This is a genomic window from Christensenella sp. MSJ-20 (assembly GCF_044357945.1).
Classification (GTDB): domain Bacteria; phylum Bacillota; class Clostridia; order Christensenellales; family QAND01; genus QAND01.
The window spans coordinates 535122-557632 of the sequence record NZ_CP076563.1; the positions used below are offsets into that span (position 1 = coordinate 535122).

The window sequence follows — 22511 nt, forward strand, 5'->3', positions numbered from 1 at the left end:
AACCGGTTAGAACCGGATGCGCCGCAATGCTCTTACCTTGGCGCTTCGGGACCGGGGGTTTTCTTCTAGCTCGTCCGCATGTGGGACAAGGGGTTTTTTTGTCAAAATTTCAAACCGCTGGATGCGGTCGCAGGTACATCGAATGGCCTCGGGAGGACAGGTGCAGGCCCGGGCCAGGGACTGAAATCCCTGCTTTACGATCCGATCCTCCAGGGAATGGAAGGTGATGACGCAGAGTACGCCGCCTTCTCCTAAGCGCTGGGCACCGTCCCGGATGGCGTCCGGCAGGCCGGAAAGCTCGCCGTTGACCTCGATACGAATGGCTTGAAACGTGCGTTTGGCGGGATGAGGGCCGTCCCGGCGGGCTCCTTTCGGAATGGCCGCTTTGATGGCCTCCACCAGTTGAAAACTGGTGTCGATGGGACGCCGTTCCACGATGAACTGGGCAATCCGGCGGCTCCACCGCTCCTCTCCATAGGTGTGGATGACGCGGTCCAGCTCCTTTTCGCTGTAGCCGTTGACCACATCCCAGGCGCTGATCTTTTGGGTGGAATCCATCCGCATATCCAGGGGGCCGTCCGCCATATAGGAGAAGCCCCGTGTGGGATCATCCAGCTGGTAGGAGCTGACGCCCAGGTCCAAAAGGATTCCATCCACATGATCCACCCCAAGGGAGTCCAGCACCCGCGGGATGTGAAAGAAGCTCTCGTGAACCAGGGTAATCCGGTCATCCTTGGGCAGCCGTTCCCCCGCCATGGCGATGGCGTTTAAATCCTGGTCGATGCCGATAAGCCGTCCATCCTCAGGCAACCGGGACAGGATCATGCCGCTGTGGCCGCCCAGCCCCAGGGTGCCGTCCACCATGGTTTTTCCGGGGCCCTGGAAGAGAAGGTCCATACACTCCCGGGCCATCACGGGGATGTGGGTAAAGGCGCCCATCAGATGCCAAACTGCTGGAGGCTGCGGAGCATCTCAACGTATTGCTCGCTAGCAGCATCCCGGTACTCGGACTTGTAGCGGTCCCAAGCCTCGGCGCTCCAGATCTCCACACGGGTGATAAGGCCGGTGATGACGGCGTCTTTGATGAGGCCGGCGTACTCGCGGAGGTTGGGAGGCAGAAGAAACCTTCCCTGCTTGTCCACCTCGCACTCAGAAGCGCCCGCCACGAACAGGCGGACAAAGGCCTGGGCGCCGGGGTCGCTCATGGGGAGGCTCCGAAGCTTGTTGGCAAAGTTTGTCCACTCCTCAAAGGAAAAAACAAAAAGCTGGCCGTCTATGCCCTGGGTCGCGATGAACTTGTCTCCAAGATCCTCCCGCAGTTTCGCCGGCATGAACAGCCTGCCTTTGGCGTCCATTGCGTGCCGGTATTCGCCCATGAGCATAGTCCTCACCACCTTTTGCCGTTATTATAGAGGTTATTTCCCCCACTTTCAACCACTTTACCCCACTTTTTATGGTTTTTTGGGGCTTTTTTTATGAAACCTTTGTGATTTGGCCTCTAGCTCCCATTTTCTCTGTTTTTTTACAAACATATGTTCGCAAGAACAAATGTTTGTATTGTACTTCTTTTGGTACATTGCGAAACTGTAAATCCGTTTGATGGGCGAAAAAAAGCACACCAAAGGCGTGTTTTTCATCGGGGCTTCTTCGCTTTTAGGTGGAAATGCCATCACCCCCCTTTGCTCTGTCATCGTTCACTCGCTGGGCGGTTCCCCGCGGCGGGCGCGTCTGGCTCCCGTATAAATTCCCATGAATAGGAAACAATGATCCCAAGGAACCAATCAGAACCGGAGGGATCATTTTGTTTCTAGAAAACGATAACCGGAGAAGAACGGGCGCATGGATTTACATCATCGTAGGCGTTCTCCTGATCGTTGGGGCGGGCGTACTCGCCTTCTCCATGACCCAGGATCGAGAGGGTGGCGAGGCCAAGAGCACGCCGGCCCCCACAGCCCCGCCGGCGGTGGGACCCACCATCCAACTGCCCGAGGACGACCCCGCAAGCCTGGTGGTGCCCTCCGAGGTGCTGGAGGAAGGCGCCCAGGTGGTGATCCGCTATCACCATACCGCCTGCAACCATATCTATGAGGAAAAGCTGGATCCTGCCGAAACCCGGGGCATGAGCAAATCGGATCTGATCATCCGGTACTCCAACATGGAGCTTCAGGAGTTCAGCACCAGTGGAGCAGTCCTCACCTGCACCCTCTCCTCCTACTGCCCAGAGCACTATCTTGTAAAGCTCAACGGTACCAAGCTGTGCATCTACCGCACCCGGGTGGGAACGGAGGAACAGATACTGGTAAAGGAGCTGAACGTCGATACCTCCGGCATGGACACCACCGATTTTCAGGAAGGCGTGCTGTTTGACAGCATGGAGGACATCGAATCCTTCCTGGAAAACCTGGAGAGCTAGCCGCAGCAACAAAAAAAGCATCCCGATGGGATGCTTTTTCTATACCTATTTAATAGGAGAGGGATTTACGCCTCTTCGCCGTTATGGTAGACGTTCTGCACGTCGTCCAGATCCTCCAGGTTTTCGATGAGCTTATCCAGGGCTTCCTGGGTCTCGGGATCCATGGCCACGGTGTTCTGCGGCAGGTACTCCAGCTCGCTGCTGACAAAGGTATAGCCCTGACCTTCCAGAGCCTCCCGAACCGCTCCCAGATCGGCGGGTGCGGTGAGAATCTCGTAGTTTTCCTCGTAGGCGGTGAAATCCTCCGCCCCGGCCTCAATGGCCGCCATCATCACATCGTCTTCGCTGCGCTCTTGGGTGCGCTCCAGGATCAGCACGCCCTTTCGATCGAACATCCAGGCCACACAGCCGGTGGCGCCCAGGGAGTTGCCAAATTTGTCGAACAGGTGCCGCACATCGCTGGCGGTGCGGTTGCGGTTATCGGTCAAGGTTTCCACAAACACGGCCACGCCGCCCTTGCCGTAGCCCTCATAGGTGATCTCCTCATAGGAAACGCCGCTGCCCTCGCCGCTGGCTTTCTTGATGCTGCGCTGGATGTTGTCGTTGGGCATGTTATTGGCTTTTGCTTTGGCGATGACGTCCCGCAGGCGGGAGTTGTTGTTGGGATCCGCTCCGCCCTCACGGACGGCGATGGCGATTTCCCTGCCGATCTTGGTGAAAATCTTTCCCCGAACGGCGTCGGACTTTTCCTTTTTATGTTTGATATTGCTCCATTTGCTATGGCCGGACATGCGAAAACTCCCTCATTTCTTGACTTCTTTCGGTGTTTTATCATAGCAAAATCCAGGCCGTCTGTAAAGGGAACTAGGGCACCAGGTTTAGGATGTCGTCCTCGTGGATGCCGGAGATGTAGGTATCCGGCACCTGACCCACGATGATGCCTTCGTAGACCATGACCATGGTTTCCACCTCGATGACCTTGCTGCCGGAGGGAAACATCACCCGGATCCACATATTCATCCTGGCGTAAATGCGGTGACGGGTCTGGTTGATGCCCGCGGCGTCAAAGCTGCTCTCAAACTGGGTGGTGACGCTGCTTACCGGCTTGCTGTGGATGGTTACCTTGGGGCCGGTACTGCCGAAGATCTGGCCGCCGAACAGGGCCCCCAGGGGCACACCGATGCCCAACTCCCCCGACTCCTGCACCCGCTGCTGCGCCCGGTTGGCGATGAGGGCGGAGAAGATGTTCATCAAGGCGGGATTGGTGGTCACCATGGTGATCTCCCCCGCTTCGTCTTTGTGTATCTGTACAATATCCGAAAAATCCGCGCTCTGGCATTCCTGGATGGCCGCCTCGTTGAGGCACCGTACGGCAATGCTGCGCATGTAGGCCTCTGCCATGTTGCCCAGGATAGGACGAATGCCAAGCTCTAGCGCTGCCAGCCCCAGAACCGCCAAAGCCGTCAGAAGGATCAAAATACGCACCCATTTGGGCCGCCGTTTGCGCGAAAATCCCTCCACCATGCCACCTCCCTCATCTGACAATTATATGAATGGGAGGGCAAAATGGTTACAAAACCATGGCCTTATGGTATAATTGCAACGAATCTTTTGGATTGAGGTGTACGCTACTCATGAGTATTCGGGATAAATTCGTGAAAAAGGACGGGAACGGCAGGGATGGACACACCCGCAAGATCAAGGCCGTTACCCGGGGAGGAGGCGGTGGCGGAAGCTGGAGCAGACAGTTTTTGCGCCGGTTCTTAAACCGCTACCGGGGCGCGTTTACCCGGCGGACCAAGCCCCCCCACATGGCCCTGGGCATTGCGACCACCAGCTTTAAGATCGCCCTGAGCTTCATCGTGATCCTGGGCTTTGTGGCCGGCGGTTCCCTGCTTGGCATCGCCAACGCCTACATCAATACCGCGCCTGACTTGGACATCGCCCGGCTGACGGATACCAACCTCTCCTCCTATATCTACGATGGGGATGGAGAGCTTATTACCATGTACAGCGGCATTGAAAACCGTTCCTGGGCCTCCATCGACGAGATCCCCGAGATGCTGCAAAACGCCTTTATCGCAACCGAGGACGCCCGCTTCTATTCCCACCCCGGCGTGGACATCAAGCGCATCGTGGGCGCCTTTGTGGGCAACTTCACCAGCGGCGGCAGCCAAGGCGCATCCACCATCACCCAGCAGCTCATCAAGAACAGGATGCTGACCCCGGAGCGCTCTTACAAGCGGAAGATACAGGAGGCCTACCTGGCCCTTGTTCTAGAAAAGAATTACGAGAAGCCCCTGATCCTGGAGGCCTATCTCAACGACATCAACTTGGCTCAGTCCAACTACGGCGTAAAATCCGCTGCCAAGGATTACTTTGGCAAGGAGCTATCCGAGCTCACCATCCGGGAATGCGCCATGCTGGCCGGCATCACCCAGAATCCCAGCAAGTATGATCCCCGGCGGAATTTCTACGTCCGCAATACCCCCGAGGTTACCAACAACCGTACCGACACGGTGCTGAGCCGGATGCGGGACAACGGATACATCTCAAACGAGGAATACGAGGCCGCTCTGGCGGAGCCCCTCAACATCCGGGAAAACGCCACCGGCTCCGGCATGTATGAGATGCCCTATTTTGTGGAATACGGCGTGTATGATGTGGTGACCAAGATGCTCCAGTCCAGAAATCTGGAGGACACCACCGCCAACCGGGCCAAGATGGACGAGGAGCTGCGGACCGGCGGATATCACATCTACCTTACGGTGGATCGGGAAGTCCAGAAAGCCATGGAGGAAACCATCTACAACTGGAACCGGTATCCCGCCATGATGAACAGCGCCGACAAGGTCATCAAGACCATGAACGCCGACGGCTCCTATACCGAGCTGGTTCAGCCCCAGATCTCCGCCACCACCCTGGACTGGCGCACCGGTGAGCTTCGGGGGATCGTGGGAGGACGCCAGGAGCCTACCGGCAAAAAGCAGCTAAACCGGGCCTATATGTCCAGCCAGCCCATCGGCTCCTCCATGAAGCCCCTTGCGGTGTACGGCCCCGCCATTGACGTGATGAATTACGGCGCGGGTTCCATCGTATGGAACATGCAGGGCCCCGTGGACGGCTGGATCAGCGATAAGGGCTATCCCGCCAGCGATCCGCCCTACGCTCCTGTTACCTTCCGGCGATCCATTCAGAACTCCCTCAACATCTCCTCCGCGCGAACCCTGATGGAGCTGTCCGGCCCCGACGCCATCAATAACTCCATCAGTTACCTGGAGAAGATGGGCGTCAGCCTTGATAATCTGAATCCCACCGGTGCCGGCCTTGCCCTGGGCACCTCCGGCATGACCACCATCGAGATGGCGGTGGCCTTCGGTTCCATCGCCAACAAGGGAACTTACATCACCCCCATCGCTTTCACCCAGGTGAAGGACAGCGACGGCAACGTGGTGCTGGACGCAAAGGCCATGCAGGAGACCCGCCAGGTCTTTAAGCCCGGTACCGCCTGGCTTCTCATCGATATGATGAAAAACGTCATCAACTCCGGCACCGGTACTTCCGGCCGGATCCCGGGTTATACCATCGCCGGCAAAACCGGTACCAACGACAACTACCGGGGTGTTACCTTCTGCGGTATCAACGCCTACTATACCTCGGCCATCTGGGTGGGACACGATAACTACAAGCCCCTGCGGTATGCCTACGGCGGCTCCACCTGCGCTCCCATCTACAAGGAGTACATGACCAACATCTTGAATACCAAGGAGCTTCCCAACGCGGATATCATCACCGATTCCCCGGAATCCCTGGGGCTGAAGAAGATCACCGTATGCGGGGTTTCCGGAAAGCTCCCCACCGACGCCTGTTCCCATGACGCCAGCGGCATCGGCACGGTAACCGACTGGTTCCCCGTGGAGTTCAACCCCGGCACCTGCGATATGCACCAGGACATCACCGTCTGTAAAGAGAGCGGAAAGGTTGCGGGCCAATACTGCCCCGAGACCGAAACCCGATCCTATGTGGTCATCGACCCCGATTCCTCCTACGCCAAGATCACCAACCTTGGGTCGGTCTTTAAGGTGTACTCCATCGGCAACAGCGGCATCGCTACCCAGGCCTGCGATGTCCATACCTCCGATTGGAACAATCAGAACCTCAATCGCCAGGCGGCGGTGAACAACGCTAACAGCACCATCAGCTGGTGCCAAAGCCAGATGAACAGCCTGGGCAATCGGCTGACAGCTGCCCAACGGAGCGAGCTGAACAACCTGATCGCCAGCCTGCAGGCGCTGATCAACGACAGCGGTTCCACAGCGGACGCCATCAACGCTTCCAATACCGCTCTAAGGAACCGGGCCACCTCCATCTTCAACAATGCGCCGCAGCCCACGCCTACGCCATCCGCCACGCCTATGCCAACGCCTACTCCCTCCCCATCCCCCGATCCGGAGGATTGATCAAATCACAAAAAGCGCCGCGTTTGCGGCGCTTTTTCTATGGGGAAATGCCTGTCCAGAACGGACGTTTTCTTTTATTTCTTGGTCTTGGGATTGAAGATCAAGGCATTGAGATAGCCAAAGAAGATGGCCGCAGCGATCCCCGCAGCTGTGGCTACCGTACCACCGGACAGAGCGCCCAAGAGGCCGTACTGTCCCACCGCCCGTTCCACACCCTTGGCCAGGGAGTAGCCAAATCCGGTGAGGGGGACCGTAGCGCCCGCCTCGGCGAATTCCACCAGGGGTTCATAGAGTCCTACCGCCGTCAGCACCACCCCGGCCACCACAAAGATCGCCAGGATACGGCCGGTGGTCAGCATGGTCTTGGCCAGCAGCAGCTGGCCTACCACGCAGAATAAGCCGCCCACCACGAACACCTTGACAAAGGTCAAAAATATCTCCATTGTTAATCCTCCATTTCGATGCATACGGCGTGGGCCACGCTGGGGATGCTCTCCCCCTGAAGGGTGGATACCGGGGACAACAGCGCCCCTGTGGCTACGAACAAAATGCGGCGCAGTTCTCGTGCACGCAGCTTCTTCAGCAAAAACCCGTTGAGCACCGTGGCGCCGCAGGCACAGCCGCTGCCTCCCATATGGGGATCCTGATCCTGACTGAAAATCTCGATGCCGCAGTCCCGGGCAACGCCCCGCAGATCGTACCCCTTTTCCGCCAGCATCTCCTTCATGAGGTTGGTTCCGTAGATGCCCAGATCCCCGGTAACAATAGCGTCAAAGGAATCGGGGGCCACATCGAAATCCGTCAAGTAGTTGTATATGGTATCCGCCGCCGCGGGGGCCATGGCCGCTCCCATGTTGTTGGCATCCTTCACGCCGTAGTCGATGACCTTGCCAATGGTACAGGACTTGATCCGGGGGCCGATTCCCTCCCCCGCCAAAACGCTGGCCCCGGCGCCCGTCACCGTACGCTGAGCGGTGGGGGTTCGCTGGGTTCCCAGCTCCAAAGGCGTCCGGTACTGGCGCTCCGCCGTACTAAAATGACTGGTGACACAGCAGGCTACCCGCTGGGCAAATCCCGCGTCAATGGCCATGGAACCCACAATGAGGCTTTCAGCCATGGTACTGCACGCGCCGTACAGCCCCAGAAAGGGAAAATCCATCTGCCGGGCGGCAAACCCCGCAGCGATGAGCTGATTGAGAAGATCTCCTCCCATCATCAGCTGGATATCCTCCGCCATAAGGCCGCTGTTCTTCACCGCCATGCGGGTGGCTTCGTAGAACATCTTGGTCTCCGCTTTCTCCCAGCTATCCTCATTCCAAAGGTCGTCCTCCAGGGCGTAATCAAAATACTCTCCCAAAGGGCCTTCCTTCTCCAGCTTCCCTACGATGGCGGCGCCGCCCACCATATTGATCTGCTTTTCCAACTGTACGCTGTACTTTCCTACTCTCTTTGCCATTGTTCTTCACCTCACAGCAATTTGATGATGTACAGGATCACGCCATAGACCACCGACGCCGAAATGCCGTTGACCAGCACCGGGCCGGCGATCTTAAACAGGTTGGCCCCCACCCCCAGGATGAGGCCCTCCCGCTTATGCTCCATGGCCGGGGACACGATGCTGTTGGCGAATCCGGTGATGGGTATGATGGAGCCGCCGCCGGCCCACTTGCCGATGTCGTCGTATACCCCAATGCCAGTGAGGGTGGCGCCCAGAAACACCAGCACCACCGAGGTGAACATGGAGGCGCTCTCCTTGTCCATCTGAAGGGTACCCAGAGCAAACAAGCTGATGGCCTGGCCGACGCAGCAGATCAGCCCTCCCACCAAAAAGGCCCTGATACAGCCGATACCCGTCTTGCTTTTGGGCATGGTTTCCTTGATGTGTTCCTGGTATTCCTGATTTCGGTTCTGAATCTCTTTTCTGGATTTTCTTGCGTCAAAGGGTTCCATGGGCTAGCGTCCCTCCTTCTCCACAAAGGGCCGCATACGCTGTTCCTTTTCCTCCAGGTTGCGGCAATCCACCGGGTTCATCTCGGGGATTTTGTGAACCTTTATCCTCTGCTGTTCCATCCTTGTTTCCACCTTTCTTGCCATGATGTGAACTGCGCCTTCCATGGTATCATTCCCCAAACGCTGCAATAAAAATACCGTCAGAAACGCCAGGGTGATGATCACAAATATGGTAATGACGTGTTTCCGGCTGGAATTGGTCTCCATACTCTCCCATCCTTTCCTTCTTTGTGGATAGTGTGCGCAGTTGCAAGAAAATTATCGCCAGCAAAAGAAAAGCGCCGGAGCGTTCCGGCGCAATGGAGTTTCTGTTTGATTTCGATTACGGTGCTATCCATGCTGTGTCAGTCGCTTGGACGGGGGCGGCTCCTCCTGGCCCGCGGCCAGCCGCATTTTTTTGATGATACGGGATTCCATCCGGGAAACCTGCACCTGGCTGATGCCCATCATCTTTGCCACCTCGCTCTGGGTCTTTTCCATGAGATAGCGCATGACGATGATCTGGCGTTCGCTTGCCGGCAATCCTGACAGCATCTCCCGGAGCACCACCTTGTTGACCACTCCGGCGGTGTTGTCCCCGGTGGTGATGCTATCCCCCACCGTTAATTCCTTCCCCCCTTCCCCCGCCACCGGCGTGCTGATGCTGATGGGCATACGCGCCGCGTCCATGGCAAAAGCGATTTCCTCCGGGGTAACGGATAGCTCCGCCGCCAGCTCGCCAAGGGTGGGCTCTCGACCCAGGGTATAGTACATGGACTGAGAAAGGTTCATGCATTTGGCGTACAGATCCTTGACCGGCCGCGCCACTCGGATCATTCCATCATCCCGGAGAAACCGGCGAATCTCCCCCATAATGAGGGGCACCGCATAGGTGGAAAAACGCACCCCATAGGTCTCATCGTAGTTGTTGATGGCCTTGACCAGGCCGATGCATCCCAGCTGGTATAGATCATCGTAATCATAGCCATGCCCAAGATACCGCTTAACGATGCTCCGCACCAGCGCCACGTTGCATAAAAAGATCCGCTCCTTGGCTTCCTCATCCCCTGCTTTTGCCCGGCGCAAAAGGGGCAGAATCTCCTCATGGCTTAGGATTGCATGGGTTTCCTTATCCTGCTGCATTTTCCCTCTCATCGGCAGCTTCGTCCGCTGCCGGGGCCGCCGCGGACGCCACCTTCTTTACCATGGACACCGTTGTGCCCCGGCCTAATTGGCTCTTTACTGTGAGTCCATCCATAAAGGACTGCATCACCGTAAAGCCCATCCCGGAACGCTCCTCTCCCGGCTGGCTGGTATAGAAAGGCCGCATGGCCTTCTCCACATCGGCGATGCCTACGCCATAGTCAACGATCCTGATCTCCATGGTGTCCCCATCCATGGCGCATTCAATGCGGATCACGCCGCCCTGCTCTCCATAGGCATGGACGATACAGTTGGTCACAGCCTCGCTGACGGCGGTTTTCACATCGGCCAGCTCCTCCAGGGTTGGATTGAGCTGCACAAAAAACGAGCCCACCGCCACCCGGGCAAAGCTTTCGTTCTGCGACAGAGCAGAAAACTCCAAACTCATCTGATTCTTTTCCATAGCAATTTGACCTCCCAAATTTTAGCCGACCCGTTTGATCACCGTGGATAGGCCGCTCATCTCAAAGATCCTGCCCACGGTACGGTTCATATTCTTTACCGTGAGCTTCCCTTTTTTCCCGGCCAGTTTCTTGTACCGGCCCAGCAGCGCGCCAATCCCGCTGCTATCCATAAAGGTCAGGCCCTTGAAGTCCAACTGCAGCTCCCTCACCGTCTCGTCGGAAAGCTGCTTGTCCATCTCCTTTACAAACTGTTTGGCGGAATGATGGTCCAACTCTCCCGTAACCTTGGCGATCAAAACCGGGCCCTTTCTCTGGGTTTTTATCTGCATCGGTCATACCTCCTTTTCCATGGCGCTCCGCCGGCCCAGGCCGGACGCCATAAAAACGCCTATATAGTATTCCATATCGGGAAAAGCTTGTCCTTTGAGGGATATGGTCTATTCCTTGGATATTATGTCCAATTTTGTTTCATCCATACGATGACAGCTAAAAATCCACGGCCCGAAATAAATTTGCCCAAAATGGGAATATTGAAAGGGACGGAAAGGAGGACAATTCTATGGAACTCACCACCACCCGCAAGGTGCTGCGCATCGTGGCGCTGATCCTCCTTCTTCTGGTGCTTTGCGCCATCACCTTTACCACGGTATTTTTTTTGAATATTCAGGATTTCGCCCAGTTGGACATGAACAAGATCCTGGGCGCGGACCAGAGCACCCTCATCTACGACTATAAGGGCGAGGTGATTCGGACGGTATACAGCGGAGAAAATCGGGTTTGGGTGGATATCGAGGAAATCCCCCGGGAGGTGCAGCTTGCCTTTGTCGCCGCCGAGGACGCCCGGTTTTACCAACACAGCGGAGTAGACGTCCGCCGCATCTTTGGCGCGCTGTGGGCCGATATCAAGGCAGGCAAGCTGGTCCAGGGCGCATCCACCATCACCCAGCAGCTCATCAAAAACAGCCATCTTACTCGCACCAAGACCTTTGTACGGAAAATCGAGGAAGCCCTGATGGCCATCAAGCTGGAGCAAGCCTACGACAAGGACGAAATTCTGGAGATGTACCTCAACTACATCTACTTTGGCGGCGGAGCCTACGGCATTCAGGCGGCCGCCCAGCGCTATTTCAGCAAGGACGCCCGGGATCTAACGGTGGAGGAGGGTGCCTCTCTTGCCGCTGCCATCAAATCCCCCAGCAACTACGCTCCCCACATCGAGCCGGAAAACAACAAGGGGCGTCGGGACGTGATCCTGGGACTGATGGAGGAGTACGGGTTCCTTGACGCCCAAGCGGCGGCCGACGCCAAGGCCAAACCCCTGGTACTGCAGGAAAACGAAAAAACCGGTCAATTTGGGTGGTATGTGGACGCTGCCCTTATGGAGGCTGCCTCCACCCTAGGCATGTCCTTTGAATCCCTTTTAACCGGGGGGTACCGTATCTATACCGAAATGGACCCTGTAGTACAAAGCGCAGCGGAGGAAGCCTACAAAAATCCCGAGCTGTTTCCCGAAAACGCCGCCGACGGAACCAAGGTGGAAAGCGCCATGGTGGTGATGGACCCCGCCAGCGGAGGCGTCCGGGCCATGATCGGCGGACGGGACTATTCCGTACAGTTGGGCCTTAACCGGGCCACCAGCGTCCGGCGTTCCCCCGGTTCCTCCATCAAACCCATTCTGGTGTATCTGCCCGCCCTTATGAGCGGCCGGTATACCGGTGCCTCCCTGTTCCTGGATGAGCCCACGGATTTCAACGGCTATTCCCCCAGGAATTTTGGAGACAAATACGAGGGAACGATCACCCTGCGTCATGCGATGGAGCAATCCTCCAACGTGCCGGCGGTAACCGCCATGGACGCTCTGGGGGTGGAATACTGCAAGGCCTTTGCGCAGGAGGCGGGCATCCCCTTCACCAGCCAGGATACCGGACTTTCCCTGGCGCTAGGGGGCTTTTCCACCGGCGTATCCCCACTGGAGCTGTGCGGCGCTTACGCCATGATGGCCAACGACGGTGTCTATACCCAGCCCAAGGTGGTGACCCGCATCGAAGATCGAGAGGGTAATGTGCTGTACGCTGCCGGTTTCACCAGCAAACGGTTGATCAAATCCAGCGTCAACTTCATGATGACGGATATCCTCCGATCCACGGTGGAAGAGGGCAACTGCGGCCGTCTGGCCCTTTCTAACGTCCCCTTGGCGGGAAAATCCGGCACCCACGGCCACACCGTGGGCAACCGGGATATCTGGATGGCTTCCTATAATAAGGAGTATGCCATGGTAACCTGGATGGGTTTTGACGTTACCGATGAGGATCACCATCTGCCGGGCAATGTCACCGGCGGCACCTACCCCGCCCAGCTCAGCCGGGCGGTCTATCAGGGCATCTACGGGGAAAAAGCCGGTCCGGAATTTTCCGTGCCAGAGGGCGTAACCCGGGTATCCCTGGATGCGGCTTCCCTCATGGACGGCATCTTAAAGCTGGCCACCGATACCGGGGAAAACGCGGTATCGGAGTATTTTGAGACCGCCTCCCTAGCCACACTGCTCTCCAACCAAGGCGGGCCTGGGGAAAGCGGCGCGGTGTCCGGGTTCGATGTAACCACGGATGACGCCACAAAAAAGCCCATCATCAGCTTTTCCACCAACGAGGCGGCCCTGCGTTACCAGTTGATGCGGCGGGCGGAAGGGGCCTCCTCCTATGAGGTGGTCAAGGAATTTTCCCATAGCGGCAGCCCCATCGTCTATGTGGACAGCTCCGCTCAGGATGGGATAGGCTACACCTATTACCTGGCCGCCGTGGACTCAGCCGCTCCCCAGGAACCGGTCTATGAAACCAGCAAAATCTTCTTTTTGCCGGCAGCCGCGCCCAGTTGGACCCCTCCCGATTGGGAAGCCACTCCAAGCCCATCTCTGGAACCCAGCCCCACGCCGGCAGAAAGTCCGGCGGCATAAAAAAACGAGGTGTGTACACACCTCGTTTTCATTTCATCTCGTCGGTTTGAAAAAAGTATCGTGCTCCTGCGGCCAAGATCGCTTTTCGCATCAGGTGGGCAACAGGGTGATAACCTCGGTCTTTTGAAGGGCCGCGGCAATCAGTTCCTCCACCTGAAGCCGCTCCTCCTCCCGGACAGCCCGCTTAAGATTGGGCTTGGTGGCGGGATGCTTTGGCACAAACACCGTACAGCAATCCTCCCCCGGCAGGGTGGAGATATCAAAGGTGCCGATGGCCCGGGCAATGTCGATGATCTCCACCTTATCCATGCCGATGAGGGGGCGGAGGATGGTCATCTCCACGCTGCTGTCCGTCACGTGGAGGGCGCCGATGGTCTGGCTGGCCACCTGGCCCAGGCTCTCTCCAGTGATGAGGGCCTGTCCCCCCTCCTTGTTGGCGATAGCCTCGCTGATCTTACACATCAGCCGGCGCATCAGCACGGTAAGATAGGACTCCTCGCACCGTTCATAAAGCTGTTCCTGAATCTCGGTGAAATGGACCAGGTGCAGCTTGATGGGGCCGCAGTACTCCGTCAACCGCCGGGCCAGGGCAATCACCTTCTCCTTGGCTGGTTCCCCCGTATAAGGCGGGCTTAGAAAGTGTACCGCTTCCACCTCTAGACCCCGCTTTGCCATCATATAGGCGGCTACCGGGCTGTCGATGCCGCCGGAAAGCATCACCACGCCCCGGCCGCTGACCCCTACCGGCAGACCTCCCACGCCCTTTTCCTCATGGGAATAGACATAAGCGCGATCCCGCACCTCGATCTCCACGGTATACTGCGGTTTTTTTACATCCACTTTGGCGGTGGGCATCCGATCCAGGATATATCCGCCGGCATCGGCACAGATTTCAAAGCTGTTTTGGGGATAGGACTTGTCCTGCCGGCGGGCCTTCACCTTAAAGGTGAAGTCTCCCTGCCCGGATCCCGCCCGCTCCAGCATGGAGAGCGCCGCCGCGTACATGGCCTCCGGCTCCTTTTCCACCGCCAAGGCCGGGCACACCCCTACGATGCCAAAGGTATGCTTGGCCCGCTCCAGCACCCGATCCTCGTCCAAGGGGTCATAGCCGGTGACGTAGATTCGCCCGTCCTGTTCATGGACATAGCACCCAAGGGGCTTCAGCCCCTGGATCAGCCGGTTTTTCAAAGCCCGCTTGAAGAAGGGGCGGTTCTGCCCCTTTAAGTGAATCTCTCCATACTTGATGAGCAATAGCCGTTCCATATTACCTCCGTCTGAACCGCCGCAGCCGCATGAGGATCTCGCCCATGGCCGCCGCTACGGTATCCGCTTCCTCCAATGTATTGTTGTAGCAAAAGCTAAAGCGCAGGGTTCCCGGTAGATACTGAGCAGGCACCCCCATGGCCGTAAGGGTGCGGTTTTTCCCCACCGCACGGGAGGAGCAGGCGCTGCCCGTTCCGCAGTAAATGCCCCGCTCGGCCAGGGCGTTTACCAGGGTTTCGGCGTTGGCTCCCGCAAACCCCATGGATAGGATCTGCGGGGCTCCCTGGCTCAGCTCTGGGCCATTGAGGCGCACCCCGGGGATCCGGGAAAGATTGCCGTAAAGCCGGTGTTTTACCGCCCACATGCTATCCAGATACTCCTGATGGTGACCCAGGTACCGGTCAAGGGCTGCCCCCATGCCCAAAATGGCGGGACCGTTCTCGGTGCCGGGCCGCATGTGGCCCTCCTGAGAACCGCCGTAGAGGATCTGCTGGACAAAGGCTCCCTTTTTTAAATAGCAAACGCCGGAACCCCTGGGGCCATGGAACTTATGGCCGCTGATGCAATAGGCGTCGATCTCCCGGAAACTGGGGACCGGCACCTTCAAAAAAGCCTGTACACCGTCGCTGTGAAACATGCATCCGGGGTTGATCCGTTTGGCCAAAGCCGCCAAAGTCTCCACATCGTTGACCGCGCCCGATTCATTGTTGACATGCATCACGCTGACAAGGGCGGTATCCGGCCGCATATGCCGTTCTAGAATCTCCGGGGTAACGCGCCCAGATGCGTCGTTCTCAAGGAACTCCACCTGATGCCCCCGACGGTTCAGCTCCAAGAACACCTCATGGACGCTGCTATGCTCCGATGGATTCACCAGCATATGGGCCTTTCCCCTCAGGTGGTGGGCGTACCCTAACAGGGCAAGGTTATTGGACTCCGTCCCACCCGACGTAAAGTAGATCTCCTCTGGGCGTACCCGCAGCGCAGAGGCGAACGCCTCCCTTACCCGGGCGATCTCCCGGCTGGCCTCCACCGCCGGCCCGTATAGGGCGGATGGATTATAATAGCCCTCCTCCATGGCGTGCTCCATGGCCCGGATGGTTTCGGGAAAGGGCTGTGTTGTAGCACTGTTATCAAAATAGATGGACATATCTTCATCTCCAATAATCCGGAATCATTCTACCATGGCCCAGCCGCCGTCGCAAGATAAGGCTGCCTGGTTTCCCCAGGGCACCGCCGGGAAGGAGGGGCGGTTGCATACCAGCCCTTCCGCCCATGGTTTGAAAATACCAAGGTATCTGGTATAATATATGTCAAATTTGAAGGTGGTGTTAGATCATATGATATGTCCCAACTGCGGTGCCTCCCTGGAGGAGGGCCAGAAGGTCTGTCCCGATTGCGGCCAGACCATAGTAGAAGGGGATAATTGGAGAAAGGATTACCTTTCCTCTACCATAGAATACACGCCCGGGGAGCCCCTTTCCCGCAGACGGGGAAAATCCGCTTCCCAGCCGGTGGCGGAAGTCCCCAGAAAGCGTCGGGGCCGCAAGGGCCGCGGTGCGGCGGAAGCTTCCATGGTGGAATTCGCCGCGGAGGAAGCGCCTGGGACGGAGCAGCCGGCCGAAGAAGTCTCGATTCCCCAGGAAAGCGCCCCTAAAAAACCTCAGGAGGAAACGTCTGTGGACAAGCCCCAGCCGGCCGCTCCACAGGCTGCTCAGCCGGAGGAGCCTGCCCCCGTCGTGGACGATCCAGCGGAGCCGGAACGGCAGGAGCAGGATGCGGAACCGGCCCACAGCTCCGAAGAAGCAGTTCAGGAGCCCCGTGAGGCCGCTCCGGAGAATCCCCCTTCCCGCCGGCAAAAGAGCGAAAACCAGCTGGTGGAGGACGAGCATATCGACCTTTCCTCCACTCTGAAAAAGCCCAAGCGGGAAAAGGAGGATCGCGGGCCCTTCCGTACCTTTGTAAAATGGCTCTGCATCTTCGTAACCCTGGCGGTACTGGGCGTAGGCGCCCATCTTCTGGTTACCCACTACTTCGTTACCTGGCCCCGGTTCTTCAACACCGTGTTTGGCAAGGAGGTGGAGCCTCCCTTCGTGCCCGCTGCCGTGGTGGAGATCACCGAGGAGGACGGCAAGTATATCCGCACCTTCTCAGTCCATGGGGAGGATACCTACACCCTGATCGTGGATTCCCTGGGCGGCAAGGAGATCAAGTTCCAGGACGGCGTCGCCAAAATCTCCATCGAGGACTCCGTTTGGATCTCCGAAGTGCCAGACCCCAATTTGGAATATCTGGAAGTCAACCTTAAGATGCGGGTTATGGATGAGCTGGGCTACACCTCCGACGTGGAGGTGGACCCCTTCCTGGTCTATGTTCCTCAGACCCCGGTGGAATTTGAGTTCCCCAACGCCGATCTGAGCCGGGTCTATGAGGACACCGCCACCTTGGTCTTTACGCCTCCCTCCGGCAGCACCGTTACCATCAACGGGGAGAATGTAACCAATAAGACCGATGAGTCCGGCACGGTGCGATACAGCATCCCCGTGCAGATGGGCGACAACACCGTATCCTTTGAGGCTACCATGCCCTTTGCCCGGCCGCTGACCAAGGAATTCATCCTCAAGCGGACCCTCCACGATGTGGTCATTTCCCTCAGCCAAGAGGTTCCCTCCCGCACCGAGGCCGAAACCTATGACATCAGCGGTACGGTGGAAACCGGCGCCAGCCTGACCACCGATTTCCCAGGCGGCGGCATCCAACTGGATTCTGCTACCGGAAGCTTTACCTTCCAGGCCAACCTGGGAAGCTATGGGCTCCATCAGATCGTCTTCCACGCCACTAAGGAGGGCAAGGAGCCCACGGACCTTACGGTGACCATCGAGCGGATTCCCAATCCCAGGACCTTTGCTTCCTCGGCGGTTTCCCCTGCGGTGGGCGATTTCATCGCTTCCCCAGGCAACTACAAGGATCAAGCGCTGTATTTCAACGGCATGGTGCAAACCACCGATCAAGAAAACCAGTATGATCTGGATATCGGCGGCCAGCTCATCGGCTTTACCTATAACGGCAGCACCAAGCTTCATTCCGGAGACGAGGTCCGCATCTACGGCAGCTATGACTCCGTGGATGGGGACGGTAAACCCTATCTGATGGTTTGGTTCATCACAAAGTAGATGGAAAACAAAACGCCCGGAGCTTTCCGGGCGTTTTTATTTTCAATCCCCACGAGGGATGCTATAATGGCTCCGTCAAAAGATTGCTTGAATGAGGTAGATCACATGGATGTCAAAACCGCAGAGCGCACCCTTGTTTTGGATGCGCCACAAAATGTTGCGCTGTTACAGATGCTGCGCCAGAAGAGCTATGAGGCCATCTATACCGTCAAGAGCGCGGTGGGGCTTCGCGTTGCAAATGGAGAAACCATGGTTTCCGCCGCCAACGCCGAGGACCTGGACGCCCTCATCACCCTGATGGGCCCGGACACGTTAAAGAACACCATTTATCTGGCCCGCTACTCTCTGTATCCCGTACTGGAACGCCGCCTTGGAACGCTGAAGCCCCACTGCTTTCTGCAATATTTCGCCCAGCAGGACGCCCTTACTCCTATGACCTGCAGTCTGGATATTCGCCCCGTAACCTTGGCGGACGCGCCCTTTGTCCAGGCTCATTACGGCCATGGGCACGGAGCCCGTCTGGAATACGTTGAGGAGCGCATTCAAAAGGGGCCGGGCTATCTTGCCCTGGCAGAGAATGGCTCCATTGCCGGGTTCATCCTCACCCATACCGAGGGATCCATGGGCATGCTGGAGGTCCTGCCCCCGTACCGGGGCATGGGCATTGGCCCCGCCCTGGAATATCGGCTGGCTCAAGAGCTGGATCGCCGGGGTCTTTATATCTATTCCAACGTGCTGCCCGACAACACAAACTCCATTCGCATCCACGCCAAACTGGGGTTCACGAGATGCCCGGATCTGGTATCCTGGCTGGATCCCATGGCCCAAGAATAAAAAAAGCCGCTTATGCGGCTTTTTTTATTGGTTCTTGACGAGGACTCCCAATAGCTTAGCCAGTTCCGCCGCCTGGAATAGATCCACCACAGCGCCCTTCAGCTCCGGCCCTTCCAGAAGGATCCCCTCTATCCGGCAGGTGGACAGATCCAGCCCCTTTAAAGGCGTATGAAAGAAATTAGCCCTTTTCAGATCCACACCTGTAAAGGCGCTCTTTACCAGCTTGCAGAGGGAAAAGTCCGCTTGGGCGAAGGTTCCGTCCAAGAAGGCGGTATTTTGGAAGGCAGCGGAGTCAAAATTGGCGTATCCCAGATTGCAGTCGGAAAACAGCATATCCCGAAAGGTGCTGCTGCGCAGATCCGCTCCCACCCCTTTGCAGGAGGTCATGGCACACCGGTTCCAATAGCTCCGCAACAGCTTGCTGCCAGAAAAATCACAGGAGGTAAAGGCAACATCCCGGAAATCCGCCTCCTCTAAATCGCAGTTCAAAAAACGACAGCCCTCTAAAACGCATCCCCGGAGCCCCAGGGTGGAAAGATCCAAATCCACAAAGACGCCGTTTTTGATGCGGACGCCCCTTAGGAGCTCTCCGGAAAAAAGGGCTTCCTGAAAGCAATCCGGTTCGCCAGAGGTCTCCCGAAGGAGCTCCGGCAAATTGGGGGGTAGGCGCTTCATCGCAGTTCCTCCTTTGAATAGAATGGGCAGCCGGCCTGAATGCACTCCGCATTTTGGGAAAAGTATCCGCATTGCACCCTTTGGGGCACCGCCATAGCGACGCCAAGGTGCTCCTTGGTAAAGATCACGGCGGTCTGGATGGCTAAAAAGCTGTCCCGTTTGCAGCACCTGGGGCCGCCCACCCCGCCGATTTCCTCTAAACAGGCGGCTACCAGGCGGTTGGCCAGTCCCCAGTTCTTTTGATCCAAGGGGGTGGTATCCGTCGCGATGCTCCAATAGATGCCCGCGCTGATGGCCGCTCCACAACAACCCCAGAACCCACAGGCGCCGCCCGGAACCTCCCTTCCCCTTCGTGCCATTTCCTCCAGAGCGGCGGTCTTATCCAACCTCCCTCCGGCGTTATGATACGCCGTTAGGAGAGCGCTGCCCACCAGCACATGGTGTTCCGGCCCATGCAGGTGCACGGCGGGAAGCGCCATCATGCGCTGTGCCAAACGGATGGGATCCATCTCGGTTTCCCTTTGGCACAGGTCCCGGATGGCCTGGATTCCCAGTTCGCCATGGCAAACATCGCAGATAAAGTGTCCGTTCTCACAGCTCGCGTTGCTGATAAATCGCTTATGGCAGGATGCGCACTCCATCTCCGCTCCCTGCTCCAAATAGAAAAGGGGGGCGCCGCAAATTAGGCATGCTTCCGTGGCCATATCTTCCTCCTATTTTAGGGTAAGGACGGTCACCCCATCCTCGCCCTCTCCATAACCGCCGGGGCGTTGGGACTTTACATGGGGGTGATGGAGCAAATACTGCCGCAACCCCTGGCGCAGGGCGCCCGTTCCCTTCCCGTGGATGATGTTCACCTCATGAAGCCCGGACAAAACGGCGTTATCGATGTACTGATCCACCTCCAGCATGGCCTCCTCCACCGTCCTACCCCGGACATCCAGCTCCATTTTAACGGCGGCTACACCCCTTTGCACCCGGCTGCCTCCCTTTTTTGGCTTCTTCTTGGGCTGAACCGGAATATCCATCCGCAGGTCCGATAGATTGGCGCCGATCTTCATGATCCCCGCCTGCAGGGTCAGATCTCCCCTGGCGTCCGGAAGGGTCAGCACCACGGCGCTGATGCCGGTGGATTTCAGCCGCACCTGCTGTCCCACCTGGACGGTTTTAGGATCCAAGGGCCTATCGGGATCGGCCTGTTCCACAATGGCCTCCCGGGTCTCCTGTATCTCCCGGACGGCGGAGCGGGCATGGTGAAGGGCCTGTTCCCGCTCGCGGCTCCGCTCCGCTCGAGCGGCGGTCTGGGCGGCCTCAATGGCTTCTCGGGCCACCTGCCGGGCCTGCTCCAGCTCCGAAAGCGCCTTGTCCAGCATCCCTTTTGCCCGCTTCAATTCCTCGTCGGCCTGCCGCTGAATCTTCTCCCGTTCCCGCTTGGCCTCCTGGCGGGTACGCTCGCCGTCAATGAGCGCCTGGTCCCGTTCTCGTTCCGCTTCCACCCACAGCTCCTCCGCCTTTCGGATGGCGTTCTCAAAAGCCATGGCCTCCTTGGCCACATGGCTTCGGGCCAAATCGATGACCGACTGCTCCATCCCCAGCCGCTGGGAGATCTCAAAGGCGTTGCTGCTTCCCACATGGCCCACGATAAGCCGGTAAGTGGGGCGCAGGGAGGCCAAATCAAACTCCATGCCGGCATTGAGGAATCCCGGATGGGTCATGGCAAAGGATTTTACCTCGCTGTAATGGGTGGTACAGATGCACAGCCCGCCCCGGGCCACCAGGGTTTCCATCACAGCGATGGCCAGGGCCGCTCCCTCCACAGGGTCGGTACCAGCGCCCAATTCGTCCAAAAGGGTTAGGGTACCGGGGCCGGCCTGCTCCAGAATCCCAATGATATTCACCATATGGGAGGAGAAGGTGGAAAGGGACTGCTCGATACTCTGCTCGTCCCCAATGTCCGCGAAGATGTTGGAAAACACCGGCAGTTTGGCGGCGGTACAGGGCAGAAACATGCCGGACTGGGCCATCATGGCAAACAGGCCGGTGGTCTTTAGGGATACCGTTTTTCCGCCGGTATTGGGGCCGGTGATCACCATACAGGGATTGCTCCCTCCAAACCGGACATGGATGGGAACCACCGCCTTGGGATCGATAAGGGGATGGCGGGCCGCTTGAATCTCCACCTCATCGGATTCGGAGCGAAGGGGCCGTACCCCGTCGGTCACCTGGGCGTAGCGGGCCCGGGCAAAGATGGCATCCAGCCGCGTTAAAATATCCAGGTTTCCCTGGATCTCCCCCTGGCTATTGGATACCAGCCCTCCCAGGTAGAACAGCACCCGTTCCATCTCGTTCTTTTCCATGAGCTGCAGCTCCCGCAGCTCGTTGTTGGCCTCCAGGATGGCCACCGGCTCCACAAAGGCCGTAGCCCCTGTGTTGCTGCGGTCATGGACAAACCCTCGTACCGACGCCATATGCTCCACCCGGACGGGTACCACATAGCGCCCGTTCCGCATGGTGACGATGGCGTCCTGCAGATAGGTTTTATTGTTGGCGATCATATCGGTGAGACGGGAACGGATGCGTTCGTTAGCGCTGCGGATACGCCGGCGAATGGAGGCCAGCTCTGCGCTGGCGGTATCCGCCATCTCCTCCTCGCTGAGGATACACCGGCCGATCTCCTCCTCCAGATGGCGTAGCGGCCGAATGGACAGGCTCAGATTCCGCACCGTGCCCTGGGGATCCGCCGCGCCGATTCTCCCCTGGCTGATGCGAGCGCTCTCCAGAAGACGGCGGATGGCAAGCAGATCGGCAAAAGAGGGCAATCCCCCTGAGGCGCATAGAAATAGGGAGTCTGTTGCATCCTGAAATCCCTCAAGGGGATTGCCTCCATGGTTAACGCACACATCGTAGGCCTCCTGGGTCTCGGACAGCAGCTGTTCCACCCCATAGGGCTCGCTGAGGGGCCGGGTAGACAGCACCGCCTCACGACCCGGACCGCTCACGGTATGGGCCGCCAACCGGGTTAAAATCTTATCGTATTCCAGGGTTTGCAGCACGCGTTGTTCCAACCCATCCTCCTTCTTCCAAGGGAATTTCCCCGGGATCGTTCTTACAGCCCTTCTATTTTCCTACATCAGCGATAAAAACGCA

General features: G+C 57.8%; 21 protein-coding genes. 5 read left to right on the top strand and 16 right to left on the bottom strand.

What is annotated here, in order from left to right; genetic code table 11:
• Positions 1-6: 6 nt before the first annotated feature.
• Together rsmH and mraZ are read right to left on the bottom strand one after the other, a co-directional pair.
• Positions 7-939 carry a 16S rRNA (cytosine(1402)-N(4))-methyltransferase RsmH gene (rsmH, locus tag KP626_RS02725; protein WP_395978102.1) on the bottom strand — a complete coding sequence of 311 codons (933 nt, stop codon included), beginning with the start codon at positions 937-939 and terminating at the stop codon, positions 7-9.
• A complete protein-coding gene (gene mraZ / locus KP626_RS02730) occupies positions 939-1382 on the bottom strand; it encodes a division/cell wall cluster transcriptional repressor MraZ (protein WP_395978104.1) in 444 nt (147 codons plus the stop codon). Before mraZ ends, rsmH begins: the two co-directional genes overlap by 1 nt.
• Positions 1383-1801: 419 nt before the next feature.
• Here mraZ and KP626_RS02735 point away from each other — a divergent pair, with 419 nt between their 5' ends.
• Positions 1802-2413: a hypothetical protein gene (locus KP626_RS02735; protein WP_395978106.1), complete on the top strand. Its 612-nt coding sequence runs from the start codon at positions 1802-1804 to the stop codon at positions 2411-2413.
• Positions 2414-2478: 65 nt separating this feature from the next.
• On the opposite strand, the gene KP626_RS02740 is transcribed toward KP626_RS02735, so the two are convergent.
• Together KP626_RS02740 and yunB are read right to left on the bottom strand one after the other, a co-directional pair.
• Complete coding sequence (locus KP626_RS02740; RefSeq protein ID WP_395978108.1) at positions 2479-3204, bottom strand: YebC/PmpR family DNA-binding transcriptional regulator; 726 nt, start codon at positions 3202-3204, stop codon at positions 2479-2481.
• Positions 3205-3277: 73 nt separating this feature from the next.
• Complete coding sequence (gene yunB, locus KP626_RS02745) at positions 3278-3934, bottom strand: sporulation protein YunB (RefSeq protein WP_395978110.1); 657 nt, start codon at positions 3932-3934, stop codon at positions 3278-3280.
• Between the two features lie 113 nt (positions 3935-4047).
• Here yunB and KP626_RS02750 point away from each other — a divergent pair, with 113 nt between their 5' ends.
• Entirely contained in the window at positions 4048-6873 is a 2826-nt protein-coding gene (locus KP626_RS02750; protein WP_395978112.1) for a transglycosylase domain-containing protein, read from the top strand.
• Positions 6874-6947: 74 nt separating this feature from the next.
• Here KP626_RS02750 and KP626_RS02755 read toward each other — a convergent pair whose 3' ends face one another.
• From KP626_RS02755 to KP626_RS02785, 7 genes are all read right to left on the bottom strand, one after another.
• Positions 6948-7316 carry a SpoVA/SpoVAEb family sporulation membrane protein gene (locus tag KP626_RS02755; protein ID WP_395978114.1) on the bottom strand — a complete coding sequence of 123 codons (369 nt, stop codon included), beginning with the start codon at positions 7314-7316 and terminating at the stop codon, positions 6948-6950.
• A 2-nt stretch (positions 7317-7318) separates the two neighbouring features.
• The gene (spoVAD, locus tag KP626_RS02760) at positions 7319-8329 is read right to left on the bottom strand and encodes a stage V sporulation protein AD (protein WP_395978116.1); all 1011 of its coding nucleotides are present in this window, start codon (positions 8327-8329) and stop codon (positions 7319-7321) included.
• 11 nt (positions 8330-8340) lie between these two features.
• Positions 8341-8823 (bottom strand): stage V sporulation protein AC, encoded by a 483-nt coding sequence (spoVAC, locus tag KP626_RS02765; RefSeq protein WP_395978118.1) that lies wholly within the window; start codon positions 8821-8823, stop codon positions 8341-8343.
• A gap of 3 nt (positions 8824-8826) precedes the next feature.
• Positions 8827-9090, bottom strand: a complete 264-nt coding sequence (locus tag KP626_RS02770; RefSeq protein ID WP_395978120.1) for a hypothetical protein — start codon at positions 9088-9090, stop codon at positions 8827-8829.
• A gap of 123 nt (positions 9091-9213) precedes the next feature.
• Entirely contained in the window at positions 9214-10005 is a 792-nt protein-coding gene (locus KP626_RS02775; RefSeq protein ID WP_395978122.1) for a SigB/SigF/SigG family RNA polymerase sigma factor, read from the bottom strand.
• Positions 9992-10468: an anti-sigma F factor gene (spoIIAB, locus tag KP626_RS02780; RefSeq protein WP_395978124.1), complete on the bottom strand. Its 477-nt coding sequence runs from the start codon at positions 10466-10468 to the stop codon at positions 9992-9994. The genes KP626_RS02775 and spoIIAB overlap by 14 nt, the downstream gene beginning before the upstream one ends.
• Positions 10469-10489: 21 nt before the next feature.
• Positions 10490-10798 carry an anti-sigma factor antagonist gene (locus KP626_RS02785; protein ID WP_395978126.1) on the bottom strand — a complete coding sequence of 103 codons (309 nt, stop codon included), beginning with the start codon at positions 10796-10798 and terminating at the stop codon, positions 10490-10492.
• Positions 10799-11028: 230 nt separating this feature from the next.
• Between KP626_RS02785 and KP626_RS02790 the strand changes: the two genes are divergently transcribed.
• Positions 11029-13419, top strand: coding sequence for a transglycosylase domain-containing protein (locus tag KP626_RS02790; protein WP_395978128.1), 2391 nt, complete (start codon positions 11029-11031; stop codon positions 13417-13419).
• Positions 13420-13509: 90 nt separating this feature from the next.
• Here the strand turns inward: KP626_RS02790 and thiI are convergent, their stop codons facing one another.
• Positions 13510-14682 carry a tRNA uracil 4-sulfurtransferase ThiI gene (gene thiI, locus KP626_RS02795; protein ID WP_395978130.1) on the bottom strand — a complete coding sequence of 391 codons (1173 nt, stop codon included), beginning with the start codon at positions 14680-14682 and terminating at the stop codon, positions 13510-13512.
• Between the two features lies 1 nt (position 14683).
• Entirely contained in the window at positions 14684-15832 is a 1149-nt protein-coding gene (locus KP626_RS02800; protein ID WP_395978132.1) for a cysteine desulfurase family protein, read from the bottom strand.
• 190 nt (positions 15833-16022) lie between these two features.
• Here KP626_RS02800 and KP626_RS02805 point away from each other — a divergent pair, with 190 nt between their 5' ends.
• Together KP626_RS02805 and KP626_RS02810 are read left to right on the top strand one after the other, a co-directional pair.
• Positions 16023-17855, top strand: coding sequence for a zinc ribbon domain-containing protein (locus tag KP626_RS02805; RefSeq protein ID WP_395978134.1), 1833 nt, complete (start codon positions 16023-16025; stop codon positions 17853-17855).
• 105 nt (positions 17856-17960) lie between these two features.
• Complete coding sequence (locus KP626_RS02810; protein ID WP_395978136.1) at positions 17961-18689, top strand: GNAT family N-acetyltransferase; 729 nt, start codon at positions 17961-17963, stop codon at positions 18687-18689.
• Between the two features lie 24 nt (positions 18690-18713).
• Here KP626_RS02810 and KP626_RS02815 read toward each other — a convergent pair whose 3' ends face one another.
• From KP626_RS02815 to KP626_RS02825, 3 genes are read right to left on the bottom strand one after another with little or no spacing between them, the layout of a single operon-like run.
• Positions 18714-19364, bottom strand: a complete 651-nt coding sequence (locus KP626_RS02815; protein ID WP_395978138.1) for a pentapeptide repeat-containing protein — start codon at positions 19362-19364, stop codon at positions 18714-18716.
• Positions 19361-20068 carry a DUF5714 domain-containing protein gene (locus KP626_RS02820; RefSeq protein WP_395978140.1) on the bottom strand — a complete coding sequence of 236 codons (708 nt, stop codon included), beginning with the start codon at positions 20066-20068 and terminating at the stop codon, positions 19361-19363. Before KP626_RS02820 ends, KP626_RS02815 begins: the two co-directional genes overlap by 4 nt.
• A 9-nt stretch (positions 20069-20077) precedes the next feature.
• Positions 20078-22429, bottom strand: coding sequence for an endonuclease MutS2 (locus KP626_RS02825; protein WP_395978142.1), 2352 nt, complete (start codon positions 22427-22429; stop codon positions 20078-20080).
• Positions 22430-22511 lie beyond the last annotated feature (82 nt).

Excerpts from the sequence above, each read along its gene's own strand:
- KP626_RS02790 (WP_395978128.1), top strand. The coding sequence starts at position 11,029 with ATGGAACTCACCACCACCCGCAAGGTGCTGCGCATCGTGGCGCTGATC.
- KP626_RS02775 (WP_395978122.1), bottom strand. The coding sequence starts at position 10,005 with ATGCAGCAGGATAAGGAAACCCATGCAATCCTAAGCCATGAGGAGATT.
- KP626_RS02820 (WP_395978140.1), bottom strand. The coding sequence starts at position 20,068 with ATGGCCACGGAAGCATGCCTAATTTGCGGCGCCCCCCTTTTCTATTTG.
- KP626_RS02755 (WP_395978114.1), bottom strand. The coding sequence starts at position 7,316 with ATGGAGATATTTTTGACCTTTGTCAAGGTGTTCGTGGTGGGCGGCTTA.
- KP626_RS02815 (WP_395978138.1), bottom strand. The coding sequence starts at position 19,364 with ATGAAGCGCCTACCCCCCAATTTGCCGGAGCTCCTTCGGGAGACCTCT.
- mraZ (WP_395978104.1), bottom strand. The coding sequence starts at position 1,382 with ATGCTCATGGGCGAATACCGGCACGCAATGGACGCCAAAGGCAGGCTG.
- KP626_RS02750 (WP_395978112.1), top strand. The coding sequence starts at position 4,048 with ATGAGTATTCGGGATAAATTCGTGAAAAAGGACGGGAACGGCAGGGAT.
- spoVAC (WP_395978118.1), bottom strand. The coding sequence starts at position 8,823 with ATGGAACCCTTTGACGCAAGAAAATCCAGAAAAGAGATTCAGAACCGA.
- KP626_RS02770 (WP_395978120.1), bottom strand. The coding sequence starts at position 9,090 with ATGGAGACCAATTCCAGCCGGAAACACGTCATTACCATATTTGTGATC.
- spoIIAB (WP_395978124.1), bottom strand. The coding sequence starts at position 10,468 with ATGGAAAAGAATCAGATGAGTTTGGAGTTTTCTGCTCTGTCGCAGAAC.
- KP626_RS02740 (WP_395978108.1), bottom strand. The coding sequence starts at position 3,204 with ATGTCCGGCCATAGCAAATGGAGCAATATCAAACATAAAAAGGAAAAG.
- spoVAD (WP_395978116.1), bottom strand. The coding sequence starts at position 8,329 with ATGGCAAAGAGAGTAGGAAAGTACAGCGTACAGTTGGAAAAGCAGATC.
- KP626_RS02800 (WP_395978132.1), bottom strand. The coding sequence starts at position 15,832 with ATGTCCATCTATTTTGATAACAGTGCTACAACACAGCCCTTTCCCGAA.
- rsmH (WP_395978102.1), bottom strand. The coding sequence starts at position 939 with ATGGGCGCCTTTACCCACATCCCCGTGATGGCCCGGGAGTGTATGGAC.
- KP626_RS02810 (WP_395978136.1), top strand. The coding sequence starts at position 17,961 with ATGGATGTCAAAACCGCAGAGCGCACCCTTGTTTTGGATGCGCCACAA.
- thiI (WP_395978130.1), bottom strand. The coding sequence starts at position 14,682 with ATGGAACGGCTATTGCTCATCAAGTATGGAGAGATTCACTTAAAGGGG.
- KP626_RS02785 (WP_395978126.1), bottom strand. The coding sequence starts at position 10,798 with ATGCAGATAAAAACCCAGAGAAAGGGCCCGGTTTTGATCGCCAAGGTT.
- KP626_RS02805 (WP_395978134.1), top strand. The coding sequence starts at position 16,023 with ATGATATGTCCCAACTGCGGTGCCTCCCTGGAGGAGGGCCAGAAGGTC.